A 23,912-nucleotide genomic window follows, 5' to 3' on the forward strand; every position below is an offset into this window, starting at 1 on the left:
CCCCGATACGAGCCGTCGACATTCGACCGCCCTGACCCCTTGTGGAACCGCTATGTACATCCCCGCCCATTTCAACGAACCGAGCAAGGAAGTCCTCCACTCGTGTATCGAGCAACATCCATTCGGCACGCTCGTCACCCACGGAAAGAGCGGACTCGATGCCAACCACATCCCCTTCGAACTGGCCCCGCAAGAAGGCGAACTGGGGATGCTGCGCGCGCACGTCGCGCGAGCCAATCCGGTATGGCAGGACGTCGCGAACGGCGGCGAGGTGCTCGTCGTCTTTCGCGCGGGGGATGCCTACATCTCGCCGAACTGGTACCCAAGCAAGCATGAGGCACATCGGCAAGTGCCGACGTGGAATTACATCGTCGTGCACGCGCACGGGCGCATCGCGATTCGCGACGACGAGAAATACGTCCGCGGTGTGGTCGCTCGGCTGACGCGCACGCACGAAGCATCCGAACCGCAGCCGTGGAAGATGGGCGACGCGCCGAGCGACTATATCGAGACGCTGCTCAAATCGATCGTCGGCCTCGAAATCGAAATCACGCGATTGGTCGGCAAAAGCAAGCTCAGTCAGAACAAGGAAGTCCGCGACATTCAGGGCGCGGGTGAGACGCTCCGAGCGCGCGAGCAGTTTCAGATCGGCGATGCAATGCTCGTCGAAGCCGCCCGCAAGCAAAAGTAGCACGGCGTATCACCGCGACTGGACCGGTCAAATACCGCGCAACTGATCATGGCGGACAGCCCCCGATCAGCAACAATCGAGCAACGCTTTTCACCTAGATCCAACCAGATCCACCTAGAGGGCCCAATGTCCGGCAACACCTTCTTCTCCGCAAATCTGCTGCTCGCCTATGCGGCGTATTTCGTCGGCACGGCGAGTCCCGGGCCGAGCAATCTCGCGATCATGTCGATTGCGGCCAACCACGGCCGAAAAGCGGCGTTGGCATTTGCGGCCGGGGTCATTTCGGGATCGATGTTTTGGGCAACGGTCGCAACGGTGGGGATCTCCGCGGCGCTGATCGCTTACTCGCACTTCATCGTCGCGATCAAGATTTTCGGCGGCGTCTATCTCCTCTGGCTCGCCTACAAGTCGGGACGCACTGCGCTTTCAGCTTCCGCTACGACCTCGTCGAAGACGGACCGCCCCGCGACACACAAAGGACTCTACGTGCGAGGCGCGTTGCTGCATTTGACGAATCCGAAGGCCGTGCTGGTCTGGGTCTCGATCGTCGCGCTGTCGTCGAACAATGCGGGATCGACGCACGGAGCGGTCATTCCCGGGTGTGCCCTGATCGGGTCCTGCGTGTTCAGCGGCTACGCGTTCGTCTTTTCCATGGACTCGGCCCGGCGCTTTTATACGCGCGCTCGACGTGCACTCGAGGGGAGTCTTGCCGTCGTGTTCGGAATTACCGGCATCAAGCTGCTCGCTTGGTCGTCGCAATAGAAATACGTTCGGGCGCGGTAAGGTCTACGGATATCGACTAACGACGCTCCGCGCTACAGAGAAAACGGAAACGGCGATCGGCGATCGGCGAATTGCGAACGATTGCCGAAAAAGAAAAACCCTGACGAGCCGAAGCTGGTCAGGGTTTTGTCTTGGAGGCGCGAGCCGGAGTCGAACCGGCCTACACGGCTTTGCAGGCCGCTGCATAACCGCTTTGCTATCGCGCCGAAAGCGGATTTACCGGAATATCGACGCCGCACGGTTGCGCAACGTTCCGGCTTATCGGTTCAGCCGGCCGACGTGGGCCGCTAAACAAAAAGGGAAGCCTAGCTTCCCCTATACCTGGAGCGGGAGACGAGTCTCGAACTCGCGACCTCAACCTTGGCAAGGTTGCGCTCTACCAACTGAGCTACTCCCGCGTATTCCTACCTGCTACTTACTTCGCGGCACCTCGACGGATCGCTCCGCACGACACACCGTATCGAAACTGGAGCGGGAGACGAGTCTCGAACTCGCGACCTCAACCTTGGCAAGGTTGCGCTCTACCAACTGAGCTACTCCCGCAGTTTGCTTCCCCGACTCACTCACTAGCTCGTGTGCACCGGAGAAGCGAGATTATGTATAAACCGCTGAAACGTGTCAACACTTTTTGCATCGGGCCATTGAGGGCGCGGAGGGCACGCCAAGCCGACGGCACGCCCGCCCAACCACCGCCGCTCAGAACCGCGTCTCGCGCGCGGCACGCAAGAACGTGTCCAGGATCGGCGTGCAATCCAGCAGTTCGGGGCCACCCGCGCGGTGGAATTCCGGGTGCCATTGCACACCCACCACGAACGGCGCACGCCGATAGCGAATGGCCTCGATAAGTCCATCGCCCGCGGAAACGGCCTCGATGTTCAGGTCGCGCCCCAGCGTCTTCACGGCCTGGTGGTGGATCGAATTGACCAACGCCTCGCGCCGCCCCGGGAACATGCTCGCAAGCGTCGAGCCGTCGGGAAAGCGCACCGAATGCCGATGCTGATCGTAGAACTCGCTGACGTGAACGCCCGCGGTCGGAACCTCGGTGGCGATGTCCTGATACAGCGTGCCGCCGAACGCCACGTTGATGAGCTGACATCCGCGGCAAACTCCGAGCACGGGCTTGCCCGACTCGATGAACTCGTAAAGCAGCTCGAGTTCGTACATGTCGCGCACGCGATCGCCCGGCCACTCGGGCCGCATGTCGCTTGCCGCGTAGGTCTGCGGCGAAACATCGGCGCCGCCTTGCAGCAGCAGTCCATCCAAATGCTTCGCGTAGTCGCGCAAGCGGATGTTGCTCGGATGAAGCATCCCTTGATGGCCGACGGTCGGAATCATGAAGACCATCACGTCGCGCGACATAACCCAGTGCGCGACCGACTCTTCAAGGTACTGCAGTGTCTTGCCGCGCAGCCCGCGCGCGCCGGGTTCCGGGTGAAAGATCCGCGCGGAGACGCCGATCCGCAGCGTGCGCTGCGTAATACGCTGTCCCGCTCGATCGAACAGTTGGCGCGCTCGCGCGGCGATCGTCCGGCCCAGGACCGACCATGCCGAATCGTTGTGCCGCAAGTAAGCCGGCTGGGTTTGGATGACGGTACTCGCGGGCGGCGGGCGCGGCGTGTCGAAATCGGGTGGCGCCCCGAAGCCGGGCGGCGGCGCGCCGGGCGCACGCGTTGCCCCCTGCGCCGTCGCTGCGTCGGCGCTTTGCGCCGCGTGCTCCTGAACCGCTGTATCGGCGGCCGCCGAGCTTTGTGCGTGTGCGGCGTCCTCCTCGTGCGTCGTCGCGGGCGGCGTCCCTACAGTCGATTCGACGGCCGAGGCGGATTCGAGCGTATCGGACGATGCACGCGAAGCAGCGCTGGGTGGATCGGTCGAGTCGGATGCCAGCGCGGCGGCGGAGGCCCCCGGCGGATCAGGCGGCGCTTCGGTCGAACGCTTCACCGCCGCGCTGGAGTCATAGCCGGGCGGCGGCCGGGACGTATCGACCGACTCCGGCATCGGTGCCGTCGATACAGGCGCAGCGGGTGTCGTGGGTGCGGCCCCTGGGGAATCCGACGACACTGACGGAGACGGGGAAGACGGTTCGGTGCCGGGGCGACCGGCGTTCGGCGGCGTGTTTTCGCTCATGACGATGGGCAGGCGCGTCTCGTACGCGAGGCGATGAAATGAGTTCATTATCCGTCAGTGCGCCGATCGGTCGCAAATTACCGTGCCGCGCCCGTTGCGTCTGCAAAACGGGGCCAGCAGCTACAATCGTTCGAACACGCGCTGCCGCGGCAACGCTTAGGCCGTCTCATCGCACTCGGGCTGCGCTAGCGATGGCGTACTGGCCCCGCGCGGCATCGGTTGCCGCAACGCCGCAACGCCGCAACGCTGCGACTCCTCGACTCTTCGACTCGACATCCATGGCTACCGACTTCGCTCCGTTCCCGCCGCTCGCCCGACTTTCCGCCGATCTGGCACAAGGCCGCACGACGAGCCGCGCGCTCGTCGAAACCGCGCTCGAGCGCATCGGAGATCCCTCCGGACAAGGCTCGACCGTCTTTCTCGAAGTAGATGCCGAGCGCGCACGCGCATGCGCCGATGCGCTCGATCGCTTACGCGCGGCGGGCACGGTACTGTCCCCGCTCGCCGGCATCCCCATCTCGGTGAAGGATCTGTTCGACGTCGAGGGGCAAGTGACGCGTGCCGGCTCGCGCGTACTCGACGGCGCCTCGCCCGCGAGCGCCGACGCGCCCGCCGTGGCCCGGCTGCGTCGTGCCGGCGCGGTGATCGTCGGACGCACGAACATGACCGAATTCGCCTATTCGGGGCTCGGCCTGAATCCGCACTACGGCACGCCGCTCTCGCCCTATCGGCGCGCTGAGCCCGGCGAGGCGCGCGTCGCGGGCGGGTCGTCCTCGGGCGCGGCCGCATCGGTGGCCGACGGCATGGCCGCGATCGCGCTCGGCACCGACACAGGCGGTTCGATCCGCATCCCCGCGGCAATGTGCGGGCTGACGGGCTTCAAGCCAACCGCGAGCCGTGTGCCGAGGCAAGGTGCCGTGCCGCTGTCGACCACCCTCGACTCGTTCGGTCCGATCGGGGTTTCGGTGTCGTGCTGCGCCGTCGTCGATCGCATCCTCGCGGGCCTCGAGCCGCACGTTCCCGAGGCGCGGCCGCTCGAAGGGCTTCGGCTCGGGGTCCTCACGCACTACGTCACCGACGACGTCGAACCGGAGGTCGTCGCTGCCGTCGAGACGGCAACGAAGCACTTGGAGGCGGCCGGCGCCATTCTCGCCGATGTCCATTTCGCGCCGCTCGATCAGTTCGCGTGGATCAATCGCTTCGGCTTTTCGGCGATGGAGGCGTATGCGTGGCACCGCCCGTTCATCGAGCAGCACGCCGAACGCTACGATCCGCGCGTGCTGACGCGCATCAAGAAGGGAGAGGCGGCGCGGGCCACCGATTATGTCGATTTGCTGGCCGAACGCGCCGCCCTGCTCGATACGGCGCAGCGCACCCTCTGGAGTCGTTTCGATGCGATCGTCGCCCCGACGGTGCCGATCGTGCCGCCGCGCGTCGCCGATTGCGATGCCGACGATGCCGCTTACGCGCGCATCAATGCGCTCGTCCTACGCAACCCGAGCGTGTTCAACATGCTCGATGCCTGCGCCGTATCGCTGCCGTGCCACGCGCGCGGCCAGGCGCCCGTCGGCCTGATGCTGGCTGCCGCGCCGCATGCCGACGACGCCCTGCTCGCCACGGCCCTCGCCGTGGAACGCGTGCTCGACTCGATTCGTTGAGGACCCATCCGGCCTGCCTCGCCCGCAACGGCGGCCCGGTCCGCGCGGCCCCGCTTCTTGGCGGGCGCCGGACCTCGCCCCAATTTGTCGGATTTAACGATCGTTTAAGCGAAAGCACATAGAATTTACCGATTTCCATTTCGGAGCCTGCGCCCCCCATGAACGATTCATCCTCGCTGCGCCGCGAACGCAGCCTCCTCATGCTGCTAGGATTCGTCTGCCTAGGCCTGATCGGCGGCGCACTTTACCTGCAATTCGCCCTGCACGAGGACCCTTGCCCGCTGTGCATCATCCAGCGCTACTTGTTCCTGCTGATCGCGCTGTTCGCGTTCGTGGGCGCGGCACGCAAAGGCTGGCGCGGCATCGCACTGTTCGAGATCCTGATCGCCATCGCTGCCGCGGCCGGCATCGCGGGCGCCGCGCGCCATCTGTACATCCAGTTGAACCCCGGCTTCAGCTGCGGCTTCGACGCGCTGCAGCCCATCGTCGACAGCCTGCCGCCCGCTCATTGGCTGCCGAGCGTCTTCAAGGTCGGCGGGTTGTGCGAAACGGTCTACCCGCCGATCTTCGGCATCCTGCTGCCCGGCTGGGCGCTTATCGCGTTCGCGCTGACGTTCGTGCTGGTCGTGGCCAGCCTGTCTCGCAGGCGTGGCCGGCGGCGCCTCCACGTCCTCTAAGCGAACGACGGTAACAAGCCTCTCTCCCCACGAGCCGGCGAGCCGGGGTATACCCGCGATCCGCGACCGCCGGCCTTCCGCCCCCCATTCGCCGCACCCGCGGCAACTTTGGCGCTCCGCATGAATCGCATGGATGTCATGACGGTCTGCTAATAGCGCCCATCAGCGTCGAGCGATGTCACCGCGGCGCGTCGGTGCTATCTTCGGTCATGCATGGATGGCGATCCACGTGCGCGAGGCCTCTGGCCGGCTATCGCGTAACGCGCGCCTGGTCCCACTTACAGGATTCGGCTATGAAGACGCATCCCATCCGCTTCTACTACCGCGGCGCCATCCGCGAGGTCTCTGGCGTGCCCGTCACGCGCACGGTGCTGCAGCACCTGCGCGAGGACTTGCGCTGCACGGGCACCAAGGAGGGATGCGCGGAGGGCGATTGCGGCGCGTGCACGGTCGTCGTCGGCGAACTCGATGCGCACGGCGAGCTCGGTCTGAAAGCCGTCAACGCCTGCATTCGTTTCCTGCCCACCCTGGACGGATGCGCCCTCTTCACCGTGGAAGACCTGCGCGCGGCCGGCGGCGCGCTGCACCCGGTTCAGCAAGCACTCGTGGACTGCCACGGCTCGCAATGCGGTTTCTGCACGCCCGGCTTCACGATGTCGATGTGGGCGCTTTACGAGAACCATCCCGCGGGCGCCGGACTGCCGACGCGCGATGAAGTCGCCACGGCGCTCTCAGGCAATCTTTGCCGCTGTACGGGCTACCGGCCGATCGTCGAAGCCGCCCAGCAGATGCTCGATAGCGAGCGCTACGAGCATGTGGCGCTCGATCGCGCTCCGATCGTCCAGGCCCTGCGCCGCATTCAAGCCGCCTCCGGCGAAACGTTCAGCTATGCGGGCGCCGACGTCCGCGGCGGCGCGTTCGGCGAAAACCGGTTTTGGGCACCGACGTCGCTCGACGCATTCGCCCAATTGCGCACCGAGCATCCGAACGCGCTCATCCTCGCGGGCAGCACCGACGTCGGCCTCTGGGCCACGAAGCAACTGCGCGATCTCGGCGACTTGCTCTACACCGGCCGGGTGCGCGAACTCGACGCGATCGAACGCGATGCCGCGATGCTGACGATCGGCGCGGCCGTCACCCTCGAGCAAGCCTATGCGGCGCTCGTCGTCGATTACCCCGAGCTTGCCGAACTCGGCAAGCGATTCGCTTCCCTGCCCGTGCGCAATGCCGGCACGCTGGGCGGCAACGTGGCGAACGCCTCGCCGATCGGCGATTCGATGCCCGCCCTGATCGCGCTCGATACGCAGATCGTGCTGCGGCGCGGCCGGGAAACGCGCTCGATGCCGCTCGACGCGTTCTACCTCGGCTATCAGAAGACCGCCCTCGACACCGGCGAATTCGTCGCCGCGCTGCGCATCCCGCGCCCGGCGCCGACCTTGCGATTTCGTACGTACAAAGTATCGAAGCGCTACGACCAGGATATTTCCGCCGTCTGCGCGGCATTGGCGATCGACGTCGTCGACGGCGCGATCACGAGCGCACGTATCGCGTTCGGCGGCATGGCGGCCACGCCGAAGCGCGCGGCACACGCCGAGGCGGCGCTTGCCGGCGGCGCGTGGGACGAAGAAACGGTGCATCGGGCCATGGACGCGCTGGCGGCCGACTATCAACCGCTGACGGATCTGCGCGCGTCGAGCCGCTACCGGTCGATGGTCGCGCGCAACCTGCTGCTGCGGTTCTGGCTGGAAACACGAGAGCATGAGCCGCTTGCGCTGGCCGAAGTCGACGCGTTCGCGTTCGACGATGCCCACACGCACACGCAAACGCATGCGAAGGAGGCGCCATGAACCTGCGCACCGACGCGCCCATCGCCGCGGCCGTGACGCCGAACGAAGGGAAGGACGCCGACGACGCGATCGGCGTGCCGCTCCCGCACGAGTCGGCCAATCTCCATGTGAGCGGCGAGGCACGCTACACGGACGACTTGCCCGAACTCGCGGGCACCGTATACGTCGCGCTCGGCCTCTCGCGCCACGCCCATGCCCGCATCGTCTCGCTCGATCTGGCGGCGGTGCGCGAAGCGCCGGGTGTGGTCGCCGTCTTCAGCGCGGCCGACATCCCCGGCGAAAACAATTGCGGTCCGGTCATCCATGACGACCCGATCCTCGCCGACGAACTCGTGCAGTACCTCGGGCAGCCGATCTTCGCCGTGGTCGCAACATCGTACGAACTCGCGCGCCGCGCCGCCGCACTCGCCAAGAGCGACGACGTCGTCCGCTACGAGCCGCTCGAGCCCGTGCTGACCGTGGCCGAGGCACGCGCGCGGCACCACTATGTGCTGCCGCCGCAGCGCTTGACTCGCGGCGCCCCCGCCGAGCGCATCGCGCAAGCGCCGCACCGGCTGGCGGGCGAATTCGAAGTCGGGGGCCAGGAACAGTTCTACCTCGAAGGGCAAGTCGCCTACGCGATCCCGACCGAGCAACAAGGCGTGCACGTCTACAGTTCGACGCAGCACCCGAGCGAAATGCAGGCCGTCGTCGCGCACATGCTCGGCTGGCCGGCCCACAACGTCGTCTGCGAATGCCGGCGGATGGGCGGCGGCTTCGGCGGCAAGGAATCGCAATCGGCGTTGTTCGCCTGCGTCGCCGCGCTGGCCAGCACGCGCCTCGCGCGCCCGGTGAAGCTGCGCGTCGATCGTGACGACGATTTCCTCATCACCGGCAAGCGTCACGACGCGCTCTACCGCTACGAAGCGGGTTTCGACGACGACGGACGCCTGCTCGGCTTGCGCGTCGAAATCGCGTTGCGGGCCGGTTATTCGGCCGACCTCTCCGGCGCCGTCGCCACGCGCGCCGTCTGCCACGTCGACAACGCCTACTTCCTCCCCGACGTCGAGATCGCCGCGCTCTCCTGCAAGACGAACACGCAATCGAATACGGCCTTTCGCGGCTTCGGCGGCCCGCAAGGCGCGCTCGTCACCGAGATCGTGCTCGACGGCATCGCGCGGGCGCTCGGACGCGATCCGCTCGACGTGCGCCTGGCCAACTATTACGGCATCGGGGAACGCGACGTGACGCCGTACGGCCAGCGCGTCGAAGACAACATCCTCGCGCCGCTCACGGCCCGGCTCGTCGAGACGAGCGACTATCGCGCACGCCGTGAAGCGGTCGCCGCGTTCAATGCGAAGAGTCCCGTTCTGAAGCGCGGCCTCTCATTCTCACCCGTCAAGTTCGGCATCTCGTTCAACGTCGAGTTCTTGAATCAGGCCGGCGCGCTCGTGCACGTCTATCGGGACGGCTCCGTCCTCGTCAATCACGGCGGCACGGAGATGGGCCAGGGCGTCAATACGAAGGTCGCGCAAGTCGTCGCGCACGTCTTCGGGCTGCCGCTCGCCCAGGTGCGCGTCACGGCCGCCGATACGTCGAAGGTGGCGAACACATCGGCCACGGCCGCGTCGACGGGCAGCGACCTGAACGGCAAAGCGGCCGAAGCCGCCGCCTCGACGATCCGCGAGCGGCTGGCCGATTTGGCCGCCCGCACGCTCGGCGGCGCGGCGGCCGACGTGCGCTTCGAGCACGGGCAGGTGTTCGGCGAAGGCGGCGCGATGACGTTCGCGCAGCTCGTGGGCGCAGCCTATCTCGCGCGCGTGCAGTTGTGGTCCGACGGCTTTTACGCGACCCCGAAGATCCATTGGGACGCCAATTCGATGACGGGCCATCCCTTCTACTACTTCGCCTACGGGGCGGCGGTGTCGGAGGTCGTGGTCAATACGCTGACGGGCGAATCGAAGCTCGTGCGGGCCGATTTGCTGCACGACGCCGGGCGCTCGATCAACCCGGCCATCGACATCGGCCAGATCGAAGGCGGCTTCATCCAGGGAATGGGCTGGCTCACGACCGAGACGCTCTGGTGGAATCGCGACGGGCGCCTGATGACGCACGCGCCCTCGACCTACAAGATTCCGGCCGTCAGCGATACGCCGGCCGCATTCGACGTGAGGCTCTACGCCAACGAAAACGCCGAACCGACCGTCTTCCGCTCGAAGGCGGTCGGCGAGCCGCCGCTCTTGCTCGGGTTTTCGGTGTTCTTGGCGCTGCGCGATGCGCTCGCCGCGGCCGCGCCCGAGACGCGGCGGGCACCTGCGCTCAATGCCCCGGCCACCCCCGAAGCGATTCTCATGGCGCTCGATCGCTTGAACACGCCCGACGGCGAAGGCACGAGCCGCGCGGCATCGAACGGCACCGCGGCCACGGACACAAACTCGCCCTCGCCCTCGCCGGCGAGCGCGCCCGGCGCGACCTGAACGGAGCTCGACGAACGTATGCAACCCTGGCTCACCGAATTGCAGCAATTGCTCGCGCATGGCGATGCCGTCGTGCTCGTGACGGTCGCCCGCGTCGAAGGTTCGACGCCGCGCGAGGCCGGCGCGAAGATGATCGTCACGCGCGAGAGCGCTCGCTACACGATCGGCGGAGGCCACCTCGAATGGCGGGCGATTGAAATCGCGCGCGAGGTGCTGCGCGACGGCATGCGCGTGCCCCATCTGCGCCGGCTCGAACGGCTTTCGCTCGGGCCCAGCCTCGGCCAGTGCTGTGGCGGCGCCGTGGTGCTCGCATTCGAGCGGGTCGACGTCAGGGATCTCGATTGGGTCGCCGCGCTCTCCAAACGCCTGCTCGCCGGCAAAGCGACGCAGCGCAACGTATCATTCGGCCCCTCGCACGAACCCGTGCGGCTCGCGGACGCCGACGCCGGCATTCAAGCGCCCGAATGCCTGCTGTGGGACGGCGCCGGTTTCGACGAGGGCAACGCGCAACTGACGGAGACGATCGTCTCGCGCGATTTTCCGGTCGTGCTGTTCGGCGCGGAAGCGATCGGGACGGCGTTCGCGCGCGTGCTGTCGACGCTCCCATGCCGCCTGCGCTGGGTCGACGACGACGCCGCGAAGTTTCCGCAGCAACCGGCGCGCACGCAATTCGACAACGCGGCATTCGAGGCGAAGGATGCGCCCGAGGATGCGGTCGACGAAGCCCCGCCCGGCACGGCATTCGTCGTCATGACGCACAATCACGCGCGCGATTTCGTGCTCGCCGAGCGCATCCTGCGGCGCGACGATTTTCTGTTTTTCGGCATGATCGGCTCGCGCACGAAGCGCAGGCAATTCGAACAGCAGCTGGCCGCGCGCGGCATCGATCAGGCACGCATCGCCCGCATGGTGTGCCCGATCGGAATCGACGGCATCGACGACAAATCGCCCGAAGTCATCGCGCTCTCTGCCGCCGCGCAGCTCCTGCAAGCCGTCGAAGCCGCACGCGCCGCGCCCACGGCCGTGCCCGATCAACCGTTTTCCATGCTGCAACCGCTGACCGACCATGACACCGACACTCGCTGAAAAAATAGCCGGCGCTCCCAAAGCCGAGTTGCATATCCACATAGAAGGCTCGCTCGAACCCGAAGTCATCTTCGCGCTCGCCAAGCGCAACGGCGTCAAGCTCTCCTACGAATCGATCGAAGCCCTGAAGCGCGCCTACGCGTTCACCGATTTGCAATCGTTTCTCGATATCTATTACGCCGGCGCCAGCGTGCTGCTGACCGAGGAAGATTTCTACACGATGACGGCAGCCTACGTCGAGCGCGCCCTCGCCGACAACGTCGCTCATGCCGAAATCTTCTTCGACCCGCAGACGCACACCGAGCGCGGCGTCGCGATCAGCACGGCCGTGGCCGGCATCGAGCGCGCGCTGGCGGAAGGCGAGCAGCGCGGGCTCACGAGCAAGCTCATTCTCTGTTTCCTGCGGCACCTCTCCGAAGCCGATGCGCTCGCGACCTACGAGGCCGCCCTGCCGCTATTCGACACCTACGCGCATCGCCTCATCGGCGTGGGTCTCGATTCGTCCGAGCGCGGCCATCCGCCGTCGAAATTCGAGCGCGTCTTCGCCAAGGCGCGAGCACGAGGCCTGAAGCTCGTTGCGCACGCGGGCGAGGAAGGCCCGCCCGCCTATATCCACGAAGCGCTCGACCTGCTCAAGGTCGATCGCGTCGATCACGGCGTGCGCAGCATCGAAGATCCGGCACTGGTCGCCCGCCTGGCCGATTCGCGCGTCGCGCTGACGGTGTGCCCGCTCTCGAACATCAAGCTGCGCGTCTTCGACGACATGAAGCAGCACACGCTCAAGCAACTGCTTGCGCAAGGCGTTGCCGTGACGGTGAACTCGGACGATCCCGCCTACTTCGGCGGCTACGTCAACGCCAACTATTTCGCCACGGCCGAGGCACTCGAGCTGAGCGAACAAGAGATTTACACGATCCTGCGCAACGGCTTCGAGGCCTCGTTCGTTTCTCCCGCCGAGCGGCAGAGCCTGATCGACAAACTCGACGCTTATTGGGGGCAGTCGAACCCGCCGCCGCATTGATTTCCCGACGCGGACCGCGCTAAGCCGGCTGTCCCACGCGCGTTGCTCTTTCGTTGCGCACGCAACGAAGGCATCGCTCGGCCGTGCGCTGCGTCGTCCACGCTTTTTTTTGTACTGAGACTGAGAGAGAGACGTTCCATCATGAGTCAAAACGAACAGCGCACTGCCTACCGCGCCAAATTGCTGACCTTCGTCGGCGACCCCGCCGAGACATCGGGCGGCGCATGTTTCGAGGAAGACGGATTGCTCGTCGTCGAGGGCGGACACGTCGTCGCGGCCGGGCCGTACGCTTCGCTGCGCGAGCAGATCACGCCCGGCACCGCGATCGTCGAGCGCCCCGGCAAGCTGATCGCTCCGGGCTTCATCGATACACACGTGCACTATCCGCAGACCGAGATGATCGCGTCGCCGGCGGCGGGGCTGCTGCCGTGGCTCGACACCTACACGTTCCCGACGGAGCGCGGCTTCGCCGATCCCGAGCACGCCTCGAACGTGGCCGAGTTCTTTCTCGACCAGTTGGTCTCGTGCGGGACGACCACGGCGCTCACCTACTGCACGGTCCACAAAGGCTCGGCCGATGCGCTGTTCGAGGCCAGCGAGGCGCGCAATCTGCGGATGGTGGCGGGCAAAGTGCTGATGGACCGCAACTGCCCCGAGTTCCTGCGCGACACGGCGCAATCGGGCTACGACGACAGCGCCGCGCTGATCGAGCGCTGGCATAAGCGCGGCCGTCAGCTCTACGCGCTCACGCCGCGCTTCGCGCCGACTTCGACGCATGAGCAGCTCGAAGCGTGCGGCGCCCTGGCCCGCTTGCATCCCGACGTGTTCATCCAGAGCCACGTCTCGGAGAACACCGACGAAGTGAAGTGGGTGAAGGAACTCTTCCCCGGCCATCGCAGCTATCTGGACGTCTACGAGCACTACGGCCTGCTGCGCCGGCGCGCCGTCTACGGCCATTGCATCTATCTCGACGACAACGATCGCGCACGCATGGCGGAAACGGGCGCCGTGGCTTCGCACTGCCCCACGTCCAATCTGTTCCTCGGCAGCGGCCTGTTCGATTTCGACAAGGCAGGCTCCGCGAAAATGCCTGTCGCGCTCGGCACGGACGTCGGCGGCGGCACGTCGTTCTCGATGCTGCAAACGATGAACGAAGCGCACAAGATCGCGCGTATGACGGGACATCACCTGACAGCGGAACGGATGTTCTGGCTCGCGACGGCCGGCGCCGCGCAAGCGCTCGGGCTCGAGGACACGGTCGGGACGCTGCGCCCCGGCTCGGAGGCCGATTTCATCGTGCTCGATCCGGAAGCGACGCCGCTGCTCGCGCGCCGCTCGGGACTCGCGCAGTCGCCTGAGGAGTGGCTGTTCGCGTTCGCGATGCTCGGCGACGATCGCGCCGTGCTCGAAACGTATGCGGCAGGCAAGCGCGTGCATCGGCGCGCCTGAAGCTCGGCCGGCGGCGGCCCGGCCGCCGGCCTTTCACCCCTGCGAGCCGCGGCCCGAGCGCCGCGGCGGTGCGCTCGGCGCTCAGGCCGACGACGTCATCGTGCAGATTTCGTGCAGCGCGTTGAATCGCCGCACGGGTTCGGCAACATAAGGATTGGTTTCGTCCCATGCGTAGCCGGCCAGAATCGAGCTGATCATCCGCCGGATCTTCGGCGTCTGATTCTCGTAGAAGATGATGTCCTGCAACTCGCCCGTATACCAACGCTCCACGAACACGCGGAACGTATCGATGCCCTTGCGCAGCGGCACGTCGTAGTCGGCCGCCCAGTCGACGGTTTCGCCGTCGAGTTGCCGCAGTAAAGTTTGCGTCGCGAGATGAGCCGAACGCAGCGCGATCGTCACACCCGACGAAAACACCGGATCGAGGAATTCGCCGGCGTTGCCGAGCAACGCATAGCCGGGGCCGTGCAAGCGCTCGACGTTCGCCGAATAGCCACCGATGCGGTTGACCGGCATCAGGAACGGCGCATCGCCGATCAAGCGAGCGATCGTGGGCTCCGCACGCATCAACTCGCGCAGCTTCGCTTCGCGCTGCGCTTCGGGCACATCGAGAAACTCGGCGTCGGCCACGCATCCGACCGACGTGCGCCCGTTCGCCAGGTGAATCATCCAATACCAGACGTCGCGGCGTTCGGGATGCACGGCCACGCAGATCTTATCGCGATCGATACTGCCGGCCGGCAGCGAGTCTTGCACGTGCGAGAACAGTGCCGCGCGGGCAGGCATGCGGGACGGCCTTTCGAGCCCGAGCAGCCGCGGTAGAACACGGCCGAAGCCGCTCGCATCGAGCACGAAGCGCGAAGCGACGCGATAGACACGGCCCTCTTCGTCTTCCACTTCCAGCACCGGTGCATCGCCCGTCTGCATGGAGCGCACCGTGTGGCCGAAGCGCACCTTCGCGCCCTGTTCGGCGGCCCGTCGTATCAACAGCTGATCGAATACGGCGCGCTCGACTTGATAGGTCGTGCCCCAGCCTTCCGAATGCTTGTCGCGGAAATCGAACGACGCCGTCTTCTCGCCATTCACGAACGACGCGCCGTTCTTGTATTGGAAGCCGGCCTCGACGACGGCCTGCAACATGCCGGCCTCCTCGAGATAAGCCATGCTTTGCGGCAACAAGCTCTCGCCGATCGAAAAACGCGGGAAGTGCTGACGCTCCAGCACGAGCACCGACCGGCCCGCGCGCGCGAGCAGCGCGGCCGCCACGGCCCCGGCAGGCCCCGCGCCGATCACGGCGACGTCGGCATGCTGAATCTCGCCGAATTCTTTATTCATTGTTGGTTTTACCTTTGTTATCGCTTGCTTCGATTTCACCCAGGCAAACAAGTGCGATCTCTCGGGCCGGTACGCTGACGCTGGCGCCGCGTACCGGCCTTTCGGCCTATCGGCCTCTCGGTCACTACGCGCTTACTTGCGCAGCGTCACGACGTCGCCCTTGAGCGCCACGCCGGCCATCACCGCGCCCGCGCCGCACGTGAATTGCGTCGCGCTCTCCGTCAACTGGCCCTTGTAGTTGCTCTTGATGTTGATCACCGCGTTGCCCCCCTGTTCCCGCGCCTTCTTTTGCAACGCGATCACGGTCGACAAGAACACGTGCTGGCACGCGGCTTCGTCGCTCTTGCCGAACGCGTTCGTCTTCAGGTTGGTCGCCGCTTCGCCCATCGTCTTGAGCACCGCGGGATGCGGCTGGCCGGCGAAGTACAGTGCAATGTCGGAACCGACTTTGCCATCGTCCGTCTTCAGGGCGCTGTCAACCGAGTAAGTTTCGATCGAATTGCGGGCAAACGCCTGCGTCGCGGCGAACGACAGAGCGATGACGGCAGCCAGCTTGAGATGACGTTTCATAGTGGTTATTTCCTGTCAATTTTCGAGTTGTGGTACTGCAGATTTGCCGGGCCGACCCCTTGGTCCGGCGGATTTCATCTCAATCGAAGCGCTTAGTCGCGCGCTTCGCGCATCCTGTTCAGATCTCCTCGCAGGCGCCGAACATCAAGCTCGCGCAACTGCCGCCGAACCCGAACGACACCGACATCGCCGCGCCGAGCGACGCCCGCCGTGTCGTGCGAACGATCGGCATGCCCGCGGCGCAGGCATCGAGCGATTCGATCCCCGCGCTGGCCGCGATGAAGCCGTCGCGCATCATCAAGAGCGTGTAGATCGCCTCGTGCACGCCGGCCACCGCAAGCGGATGCCCCGTCAGCCCCTTGGTCGAGGAGAACGGCGGGACGCCCTCGCCGAACACGGCCGAGAGCGCATCGAGTTCATGCGCATCGCCGAGCGGAGTCGATGGGGCATGCGTGTTCACGTAGGCCGGCCGCACACCGGCTTCGTCGACCGCGGCCCGAATGGCGCGAGCGATACCCGCGGCGCCCGGCCCGACCATCGTCTGCGCATCGGTGGCTTGGCCGAAGCCCGTCAGTTCCGCGTAGATCGAAGCGCCGCGCGCTCGCGCGTGGGCGAGCGATTCGAGTACGAGCACGCCCGCGCCGGAGCCGAGCACGAAGCCGTCGCGCGCGGCGTCGTAGGGGCGCGACGCGCGCTGCGGGGTATCGTTGAATCCGCGCGAGAGCACGCCCATCGCATCGAACATCAACGCGGTGTTCTCGTGCAATTCCTCGCTGCCGCCCGTCAATACGATCTGCTGCCGCTCGCTTTGAATCAATTGCATCGCCTGGCCGATCGCCAGCGCGGACGTCGTACAGGCCGAGGACGGCGTATAACAAGCTCCTTGCAAGCCGAAGACGTGGGCGACGTTCGCCGACACCGTGCTGCTCATAGCTTGCGGCACGACGAACGGCGGCGCGCGCTCGACACCGCGCGCCGCCACGAGCGCAATCGCGGCATCGTAGGCCGACAGCGCGCCGGCACCGGAACCGATCACCGCGCCGGCGGCCGGCGAGCGCAATGCCGAAGGCGGGAGGCGCGCATCGTCGATCGCCATGCGCGCGGCATGGCATGCAAAGCGGGCCGTGTCGCCCATGAACCGCTCGAACTTGCGGTCGAACGGCGTCTCGCCCGCAACCGACGCGGCCCCCGCGACCTGGCTTCCGAATCCGCGCTCGGCCCAGGCGGGGATGGGCACGACGCCGGAACGGCCCGTGCGCAAGGCGTCGGCTACCGCGGCGAGCGTGTTGCCGAGGCACGAGACGATGCCCATGCCGGTCACGACCACGCGTTGGGTATCGGGGCGCATCGTGCGGCTCATGCTCATTGCCAGCGCTTGAAGATCAGCGACGTATTGATCCCGCCGAACGCGAAGTTGTTGCTCATCACGTACTCGGCATCGATCGAGCGCCCCTCGTGCATGATGTAATCGAGCGGCGCGCAGGCCGGATCGATCGTCGACAGATTCAGGGTCGGCGCGTACCAGTTGCGCTTCATCATCTCGATCGTCCACCAGGCCTCGAGCGCACCGCAGGCGCCGAGCGTGTGGCCGACATAGCTCTTGAGCGAGCTGATCGGCATCGCGTTGCCGAACACCGTCGCCGTGGCGATGCTCTCGGCAACGTCGCCGCGATCCGTCGACGTGCCGTGCGCGTTCACATAGGCAATCGCCTCGGGCGGCAACCGCGCATCGGCGAGCGCCATTTGCATCGCGTGCGCCATCGTCGCCGCGGTCGGCTGCGTCATATGCGCGCCGTCGGAGTTGCAGCCGAAGCCCGTGACTTCCGCGTGGATCACAGCGCCGCGCGCGCGGGCATGCTCGTACTCTTCGAGCACGAGCGTCGCCGCGCCCTCGCCCACGACGAGCCCGTCGCGCGCCGCATCGAACGGACGCGGCGTCAAATGCGGGGTGTCGTTGCGCGTGCTCGTCGCATAGAGCGTATCGAACACGGCGACGGCGGGCCCCGACAGCTCTTCGGCCCCGCCCGCGAGCATCAGGGTCTGCTTGCCCGTGGCGATCGCCTCGTAGGCATACCCGATCGCTTGGCTGCCCGATGCGCACGCGCACGAGGTCGGAATGACGCGGCCCTTGAGGTCCCAGAACAGCCCCACGTTGACCGCGGTCGTGTGCGGCATCATCTGGACGTAGCTGTTCGACGTGACGTCCAGCATGGAGCCCGTCTCGAGCATCGTGCCGAACGCGCGGATCGGCTGCACCGAGCCCGACGAAGAACCATAGGCGACGCCCATCCGCCCGTCGGCGATCGACGGATCGTCCGCGAGGGCCGCATCGTGCAAGGCGAACTCGCTGGCCCGCACGGCGTACAGCGATACCGGCCCCATCGATCTCGTCTTCTTGCGCGGGTATTCGGGCGGCACCTCGAAGCTCGGCAACGGGCACGCCAGGCGCGTGTGAAGCGACGAGAAGTAATCCCACTCGGGCATGCAACGTACGGCATTGCGCCCTGCCCGCAGCGCGGCTTCGATCTCTTCCCAGCGGGAGCCGAAGGCGGTCACGCCGCCCATTCCGGTGACGACGACGCGCTTCATCAGATCATCCCGCCGTTGACACCGATGACCTGACGCGTGATGTAAGACGCCCCGTCCGACATCAAAAAGCCGACTGTCGCGGCCACTTCGTCGGGACGGCCCACGCGGCCCATCGGCACCGTCTGCAACGCCTGGTCGAGATGCTCGAGGCCGGAGAGCATCTCCGTATCGACGAGCCCCGGCGCGACGCAGTTGACCGTGATCCGGCGCGAAGCGAGTTCGACCGCAAGCGCCTTGGTCGCGCCGATCAACCCGGCCTTGGCCGCGCTGTAATTGACTTGGCCGCGATTGCCCATCACACCCGACACCGACGCGATCGTCACGATCCGGCCGCCTTGTTTGGCTCGGACCATCGGCATCGTCAGCGGATGCACCACGTTGTAGAACCCGTCCAAGCCCGTTTCGATGACAGCGTCCCAATCCTCGTCCGTCAGTGCCGGAAACGCGCCGTCGCGCGTGAGGCCCGCGCACAGCACGATGCCGTAATAAGCACCGTCGCGCGCAAGTTCAGCCTCGAGTGCGGCACGGCAAGCGGCGCGGTCGCGCACGTCGAACCGCACGAGACCGGCTCGCCCGCCTTGGGCGACGATCGAATCGACCACGGCCTGAGCTTCGTTCACGCCGCTCCTGCAATGCACGGTGACGGCGAAGCCGTCCGCGGCGAGGCGATACGCAATGGCGCGGCCGATGCCGCGGCTTGCGCCGGTAACGAGTACGCGCCGGCTGGTCATGACGTGAAGCTCCCTTCGATGAATGCGTGAAAATCGGTTGGCTGGAACACCTTGACGACGGCCTGCGCGAGGCATCGATCGTCGACGGCGATCGTGCACTCGTAGGCCCCGTGGCCTTGCTCGCTCTTCAGCACCTCCTTCGCCTCGATTCGCAAACGCGCGCCGGGCTCGAACGAAGGCACATGCGCTTCGTAGCGGCTCGCGCCGAGCAGCACGCCCGGCTTCGCGCGGCCGCCCCCTCGCATCGCGATCAAGCCGACATGCGCGGCGATCGCCTGCGCCATCAGCTCGATCCCGAGCCACGCGGGCATCGCGCCCTGAGCGTCGGCGTACCAGGCGTGGCGATCGGCGCTGGCCAGCACGGCAACGGCATCGTCGCAGCAGGCGGCGATTTCGTCGACGAGGCGCATCGTGCCGCGATGCGGGAGCACTTCGTCGATCGGTGGAAAGGCGGTGCCGCACGTGCCTGCGCAAGAGGCGACGGCGGAATCCGGGAGAGTCGAGGTCGAGGTCGGCGTCATCGTCGAAACGGTCATGGGTCGTTCAATGCGCGAGCACAAGGCTCACGTTGCTGCCGCCGAAGGCGAACGAATTGCTCATGACGGCCCGCCCGGGCGAAAGACGCCTTTCGTCCTCGACCAGATCGAGCGCCGGCAGCGCCGGGTCCGCCGCGCCGTCCCACAGGTGGCGCGGCAACGTCATCCCCTCGCGCACGAGCGTGAGCCAAGCGAAGCCGAGTTCGGTCGCGCCGGCCGCGCCGAGCGTATGCCCCGTCAGCGGCTTGGTGCCGCTGGCCGCGACGCCGCGCGGGAACACGCGCGACATGAGCCGCGCTTCCATTTCGTCGTTCTTGCGCGTCGCCGTGGCATGCAGGTTCACGTAGCCGATCGCCTCGGCCGCCATCCCCGCGTCGGCGAGCGCTGCGCGCAGCGCCTGCTCGCCGCCCTCGCCCGACGGATCGGGGGCGGAAATATGATGGGCGTCGCTCGACTCTCCGATGCCGGCCAAGACGGCAGGCCCCGCTTCGCGGCTCAGAAGAAAGAGCGCCGCGCCTTCGCCGATATTGATGCCCGAGCGATTCAAGCTCATTGGATTGGCACGCTCGAGGCTCGTCGATTCGAGTGCGCCGAAGCCGCGCACCGTCAAATCGCAAAGCGAATCGACGCCGCCCACGACCAGTGCGTCGCACAGGCCGAGCTGCAACAAACGACGCGCGGAGGCAAAGGCCTTCGCGCTCGACGTGCATGCCGTCGAGATCGTGAACGCCGGCCCTTGCAGGCCCAGCGCCGCGGCCGCGAACGGCGCGCTGGTGCCGATCTCCATTTGGACATAATCGAACGCCGCGCCGTCGGTTGACCCGTCGCCGTCGGTTTGCTCGCGCGGCACGCCGAGCGCACGCTCTCCCGCGCCGATGCCCGAGGTGCTCGTGCCGAGGACGACGCCGACGCGCGCCGCGCCGTAACGCGCACAGGCGCCGCGCACGGCGGGTTCGATCTGGGCCAGCGCGGCCAGCAAGAGCCGGTTGTTGCGGCAGTCGTAATGGGCGAGGTGGGCGGGCGGCGCCAACTCGAGCGGCGCTTGCACGCGGCCGGCGAACGCGCCGCGCTCGCCGCCTAGCGTGATGCGGCCCATCCCCGGCGAATCTCCCACGGCGAGCGCCGCGGCAATCGCATCGGTATCGGCGCCGAGCGCATTGACCATGCCGAGGGCGTGCAAATAAACGTGAGGCAGTTTCATCCGCGAACCTCTTCTTTCGGCATGCCGATCGGCGCCAGCAACGCCGACACGGCGATGCCGACGGCCAAAGTGGCGCCGAAGTTCTTCAAGACGGGCATGGCGCTCATCGCGAGCAGCCCGAACGAGAGCAGCGTCGTCGCGGCCGACAGCGCGACGCCTGTCCAGACCGCGCCGAGATCGGCATCCGGACGCGTGCAGCCTTCGCGCAGGAACACCGCGTAATTGACGCCGACGCCGAGTACGAGCATCAGCGCGAGCCAGTTGAACAGCGTCAGCGGCACGCCGGCATAGCCGAACGCGGCCAATGCGACTGCCACAGCCAACAAGACCGGCATGACGACACGCACCCCGCCTCGCGCTCCATACCGTGCGATCAGCAGCGCCGACACCAGGACGGCCGCCCCCGCGAGCCAAAGTGCGCTGTCGACGCGATAGGCGCCGAACAGGCGCGACACGCTCGCGGCCTTGTCGACGAAGACGACGCCGGGCAACGCATGCGCCAGTGCGACGAGCGCCGGCAATTGCGCCGAACTCGCGCCGAGCGGCATCACGATGGCCGCGTAGCCGGGCACGGCGCTTTCATCGCGCACGGCGCCGAGCCAAAGATGGCGATAAGGCTGCGACCACGGCGTCGCGAGCCAGGCGTCCAAACTCAAGGGCTTTGCGTTGCGCTGCGTCCAAGCGCCGACGTATCGAGCCGCCGCCTCGCTGCGAAAGCCGGCGGCAACCAATGTCGCACGCAGCGAGTCGGGCGAGCGCAGTGCCGTCGACGCCAGTAGCGCGCGGTCGGCCGCCTGCTTGCGCGCCGACGGCACGAACTGCGAAACCGACTGCCAGCCGGCCAGCCGCCGCCCGCCAAGCGGCGCGTTCAGTCGCTCGCCGAGCGCTTCGCAGCGTTCGAGGACGGCTTCGGGCGTCGCCCCTTTCACGACGAAGAAACTCGCACCGTCATCGACGCCGATCGCCTCTCGCACGGCACGCTCTTGCGCCACGAGAGAAGGATCGCGTTGAATGAGCAGGTGAATGTCGTCGTCGCTCTTGACGCGCAGCCATCCCGGCAGCGCCGCGGCAATCACGAGCACGGCCAAGAGCCATGCGCGGCGGCCGTCGAGCAGCGACTGCCAAGCACGCAGAAGGCGAGCCGCGCCGTCGAACAGGTAGGTCGGCGTCCGGCGCGGCGCACGTTCGAGCAACGCGGGCAACAGCGAGATCACGGACAGAAACGCCACCGTGATGCCCACCATCGCAAAGCAAGCAATCTGCTTGAGCGCCGGAAACGGCGCCCAGGCCAGAATCGCGTAGCCGAGCAAGCTCGTTGCAAGCGCAACGATCAGCGCCGGGCGTACTTCGCGCAAACCCCGCCGCGCATCCCACCGCCCGCCGGCGCTGAGATAAAGGACAAAGTATTGAATGGAGTAGTCGACCGCCTCGCCGATCAAGCTTGCACCGAATACGAGCGTGAGCAAATGCAGTTGACCGAACAAGGCCATCGTCGCCGCGAGTGCACAGCCGATGCCGATCGCCGTCGACAAAAAGCCCAGTCCGATCAGCTTCGGCGAACGAAAAATCCACAGCATCAACAGCGCGATCCCGCCCGCCGACCAGATGCCGATGCGATGCACGTCGCCCTCCGACGCCCGGCGTGCCACGTCCGCATAGAACACCGCGCCCGTGTGAGCGATTCGGACATCGGGAAACGCGCCTGCCGTCATGCGCTCCGCACCTGCCGTCGCCTCTCGCACGGCATGTTGAACGGACGTCGCGTAGGCCGAACCGGGCAATGTCGCCGCGACGAGCACACTCGTCGACGCGCCACGATGGGCGACGAGCATGCCGTCTTCGACACCCAGGTTCCCCGTCATGAGCGGCAGCGCGCCGAGCCATCGGCTCAACCACCCGAACGGGTCGTCGGCGAGCGGCGCGGCGAGCCCCGCGCGCAACGGGTCGAACAGGCGTTCGGCCACCAGATCCGGCAAGGACGCCGAGCCCGCGGCCAGCGCGGCGCGGTCGGAGTCCCTTAGCAGACCGAATCGATACGGCAGGTAAAAGCGCGCGACCTGCGTCACGTCGAACGGCGGCAATTGCGCCACGACATTGCGGAAAGCGCCGCTTTGCGACAGCGACCGGCCGAGCCGGCGCGCCGCCGCCTTCGCATGCGCGGCATCGTCGCTCGTCACGAGATAGACCGTGCGGTCCCCCATCGTCGCGGCGAGCGCGTCGAGCGCCTGCTCGGCCACGGGGTCGGCCTCGGTTTTCGGCAGCAGCGCCAGCAGATTCGTTTGCAGCGGCGGCGTGGACGTAGGGTCGCCAAGCACGGGCCCGGCAAAGCGCCAGGCGCAATAGACGAGCGCCACGCACGCGAGGGCCAGCCACGCGGCCAGCACACCCCATCGTCTTCTCGTCGACGTCCCCTGCACGACTTGCATCAGCGCGCTCCGAACAAAGCGAGTTCGGAGGGCGACAAGGCGTCGATCGGTTCACTGCCCGAGAAATCGATGCGCGTCGTGTCGCCATTGGCGGCGGTCATCTCGAGCGCGGTCAGAAACGCGCCGCCTTCCATGCTCAGCGATTTGACGGCCTGCGCGAGCTGCGGCTGATTCGGCGTGAGCAGCAGACGCCACCGCGCCGGTGTACCCTCAGCCGCGACGTCGAACTGCGAATACAGCGCCGACAAATCGCCGCCCAACATGGCGCGCATCATGCGCGACACCTGCGCGATACCGCCTCTAGGCGCGCCGTGAGTCGACCGATTACCGTTCGCATCGATCGTCGCGACGCTTGCGTCGCCGATGACATAGGTCACACGACGCGGCGTTTCGGTGCGCCAAATCACGCCGCGATCGCGCACGAAGACGAGCGAGCCCGTGCTCACGAGCGGCGCCGACAGCGCCGCGAGTGTCTGCGTCTGCCGAAACTGCGCGCGCACGCCGCCCTTCTCGGCCAACTGCGCGGCGATGCGTGCAACGAGCCCGGCGCCCGTCGTCGCGCCGCTGCTCGCCGCTGCGCGAGCCGGAGTCGCACGACCGACCGCGTTCGGAGCCGATGCCAATGCCGGCTCCGATGCCGATGCCGATGCCTGACAGGCCGCCGCCCAAGAAAGCGCGCAAGCGGCCGCGGAAGCAAGCACCAGGCGCATAGCGGCATGCCTACGCGTTTGC

General features: G+C 66.8%; 19 protein-coding genes and 3 tRNA genes. 9 read left to right on the forward strand and 13 right to left on the reverse strand.

Features of this window, described 5'->3' with window-relative positions; translation table 11 throughout:
- Positions 1 to 52 precede the first annotated feature (52 nt).
- Complete coding sequence (locus DWV00_RS27385) at positions 53 to 691, forward strand: FMN-binding negative transcriptional regulator (RefSeq protein ID WP_115536767.1); 639 nt, start codon at positions 53 to 55, stop codon at positions 689 to 691.
- Positions 692 to 817: 126 nt separating this feature from the next.
- Positions 818 to 1,453 carry a LysE family translocator gene (locus DWV00_RS27390; RefSeq protein ID WP_115536768.1) on the forward strand — a complete coding sequence of 212 codons (636 nt, stop codon included), beginning with the start codon at positions 818 to 820 and terminating at the stop codon, positions 1,451 to 1,453.
- Between the two features lie 153 nt (positions 1,454 to 1,606).
- Here DWV00_RS27390 and DWV00_RS27395 read toward each other — a convergent pair.
- The 4 genes from DWV00_RS27395 to DWV00_RS27410 form a co-directional block, all read right to left on the reverse strand.
- A tRNA-Cys gene (locus DWV00_RS27395) sits at positions 1,607 to 1,680 on the reverse strand.
- A gap of 116 nt (positions 1,681 to 1,796) precedes the next feature.
- Positions 1,797 to 1,872: transfer RNA gene (locus DWV00_RS27400), tRNA-Gly, on the reverse strand.
- Positions 1,873 to 1,941: 69 nt separating this feature from the next.
- A tRNA-Gly gene (locus tag DWV00_RS27405) sits at positions 1,942 to 2,017 on the reverse strand.
- Between the two features lie 153 nt (positions 2,018 to 2,170).
- The gene (locus DWV00_RS27410) at positions 2,171 to 3,598 is read right to left on the reverse strand and encodes a type 1 glutamine amidotransferase (protein WP_115536859.1); all 1,428 of its coding nucleotides are present in this window, start codon (positions 3,596 to 3,598) and stop codon (positions 2,171 to 2,173) included.
- Between the two features lie 278 nt (positions 3,599 to 3,876).
- Here DWV00_RS27410 and DWV00_RS27415 point away from each other — a divergent pair, with 278 nt between their 5' ends.
- The 7 genes from DWV00_RS27415 (at position 3,877) to guaD (ending at position 13,792) form a co-directional block, all read left to right on the forward strand.
- Positions 3,877 to 5,256 (forward strand): amidase, encoded by a 1,380-nt coding sequence (locus DWV00_RS27415; protein WP_115536860.1) that lies wholly within the window; start codon positions 3,877 to 3,879, stop codon positions 5,254 to 5,256.
- Between the two features lie 158 nt (positions 5,257 to 5,414).
- Positions 5,415 to 5,933, forward strand: coding sequence for a disulfide bond formation protein B (locus DWV00_RS27420; RefSeq protein WP_115536769.1), 519 nt, complete (start codon positions 5,415 to 5,417; stop codon positions 5,931 to 5,933).
- Between the two features lie 293 nt (positions 5,934 to 6,226).
- Entirely contained in the window at positions 6,227 to 7,780 is a 1,554-nt protein-coding gene (xdhA, locus tag DWV00_RS27425) for a xanthine dehydrogenase small subunit (protein ID WP_115536770.1), read from the forward strand.
- Entirely contained in the window at positions 7,777 to 10,236 is a 2,460-nt protein-coding gene (xdhB, locus tag DWV00_RS27430; RefSeq protein WP_115536771.1) for a xanthine dehydrogenase molybdopterin binding subunit, read from the forward strand. The genes xdhA and xdhB overlap by 4 nt, the downstream gene beginning before the upstream one ends.
- 18 nt (positions 10,237 to 10,254) lie before the next feature.
- Positions 10,255 to 11,322, forward strand: coding sequence for a xanthine dehydrogenase accessory protein XdhC (xdhC, locus tag DWV00_RS27435; RefSeq protein ID WP_115536772.1), 1,068 nt, complete (start codon positions 10,255 to 10,257; stop codon positions 11,320 to 11,322).
- On the forward strand, positions 11,303 to 12,343 hold the full coding sequence (locus DWV00_RS27440; protein WP_115536773.1) for an adenosine deaminase: 1,041 nt from the start codon (positions 11,303 to 11,305) through the stop codon (positions 12,341 to 12,343). Before xdhC ends, DWV00_RS27440 begins: the two co-directional genes overlap by 20 nt.
- Before the next feature lie 141 nt (positions 12,344 to 12,484).
- On the forward strand, positions 12,485 to 13,792 hold the full coding sequence (gene guaD, locus DWV00_RS27445; protein WP_115536774.1) for a guanine deaminase: 1,308 nt from the start codon (positions 12,485 to 12,487) through the stop codon (positions 13,790 to 13,792).
- Between the two features lie 81 nt (positions 13,793 to 13,873).
- Here the strand turns inward: guaD and DWV00_RS27450 are convergent, their stop codons facing one another.
- The 9 genes from DWV00_RS27450 to DWV00_RS27490 form a co-directional block, all read right to left on the reverse strand.
- The gene (locus tag DWV00_RS27450; protein WP_115536775.1) at positions 13,874 to 15,127 is read right to left on the reverse strand and encodes an NAD(P)/FAD-dependent oxidoreductase; all 1,254 of its coding nucleotides are present in this window, start codon (positions 15,125 to 15,127) and stop codon (positions 13,874 to 13,876) included.
- A gap of 132 nt (positions 15,128 to 15,259) precedes the next feature.
- The gene (locus DWV00_RS27455) at positions 15,260 to 15,697 is read right to left on the reverse strand and encodes an excinuclease ABC subunit A (protein WP_115536776.1); all 438 of its coding nucleotides are present in this window, start codon (positions 15,695 to 15,697) and stop codon (positions 15,260 to 15,262) included.
- 118 nt (positions 15,698 to 15,815) lie between these two features.
- The gene (locus DWV00_RS27460; protein ID WP_115536777.1) at positions 15,816 to 17,057 is read right to left on the reverse strand and encodes a beta-ketoacyl-[acyl-carrier-protein] synthase family protein; all 1,242 of its coding nucleotides are present in this window, start codon (positions 17,055 to 17,057) and stop codon (positions 15,816 to 15,818) included.
- A gap of 2 nt (positions 17,058 to 17,059) precedes the next feature.
- The gene (locus tag DWV00_RS27465; protein ID WP_115536778.1) at positions 17,060 to 18,286 is read right to left on the reverse strand and encodes a beta-ketoacyl-ACP synthase; all 1,227 of its coding nucleotides are present in this window, start codon (positions 18,284 to 18,286) and stop codon (positions 17,060 to 17,062) included.
- Positions 18,286 to 19,017 (reverse strand): 3-ketoacyl-ACP reductase FabG2, encoded by a 732-nt coding sequence (locus tag DWV00_RS27470; RefSeq protein ID WP_115536779.1) that lies wholly within the window; start codon positions 19,015 to 19,017, stop codon positions 18,286 to 18,288. The genes DWV00_RS27465 and DWV00_RS27470 overlap by 1 nt, the downstream gene beginning before the upstream one ends.
- Complete coding sequence (locus tag DWV00_RS27475) at positions 19,014 to 19,553, reverse strand: hotdog family protein (RefSeq protein ID WP_425452846.1); 540 nt, start codon at positions 19,551 to 19,553, stop codon at positions 19,014 to 19,016. The genes DWV00_RS27470 and DWV00_RS27475 overlap by 4 nt, the downstream gene beginning before the upstream one ends.
- A 7-nt stretch (positions 19,554 to 19,560) precedes the next feature.
- A complete protein-coding gene (locus DWV00_RS27480; RefSeq protein WP_115536780.1) occupies positions 19,561 to 20,754 on the reverse strand; it encodes a beta-ketoacyl-[acyl-carrier-protein] synthase family protein in 1,194 nt (397 codons plus the stop codon).
- Complete coding sequence (locus tag DWV00_RS27485) at positions 20,751 to 23,180, reverse strand: MMPL family transporter (RefSeq protein WP_115536781.1); 2,430 nt, start codon at positions 23,178 to 23,180, stop codon at positions 20,751 to 20,753. Before DWV00_RS27485 ends, DWV00_RS27480 begins: the two co-directional genes overlap by 4 nt.
- Positions 23,180 to 23,890 (reverse strand): LolA family protein, encoded by a 711-nt coding sequence (locus DWV00_RS27490; protein ID WP_115536862.1) that lies wholly within the window; start codon positions 23,888 to 23,890, stop codon positions 23,180 to 23,182. The genes DWV00_RS27485 and DWV00_RS27490 overlap by 1 nt, the downstream gene beginning before the upstream one ends.
- Positions 23,891 to 23,912: the final 22 nt, after the last annotated feature.

The sequence above is a fragment of the Trinickia dinghuensis genome (assembly GCF_003367175.1).
In the GTDB taxonomy this organism is placed as follows: domain Bacteria; phylum Pseudomonadota; class Gammaproteobacteria; order Burkholderiales; family Burkholderiaceae; genus Trinickia; species Trinickia dinghuensis.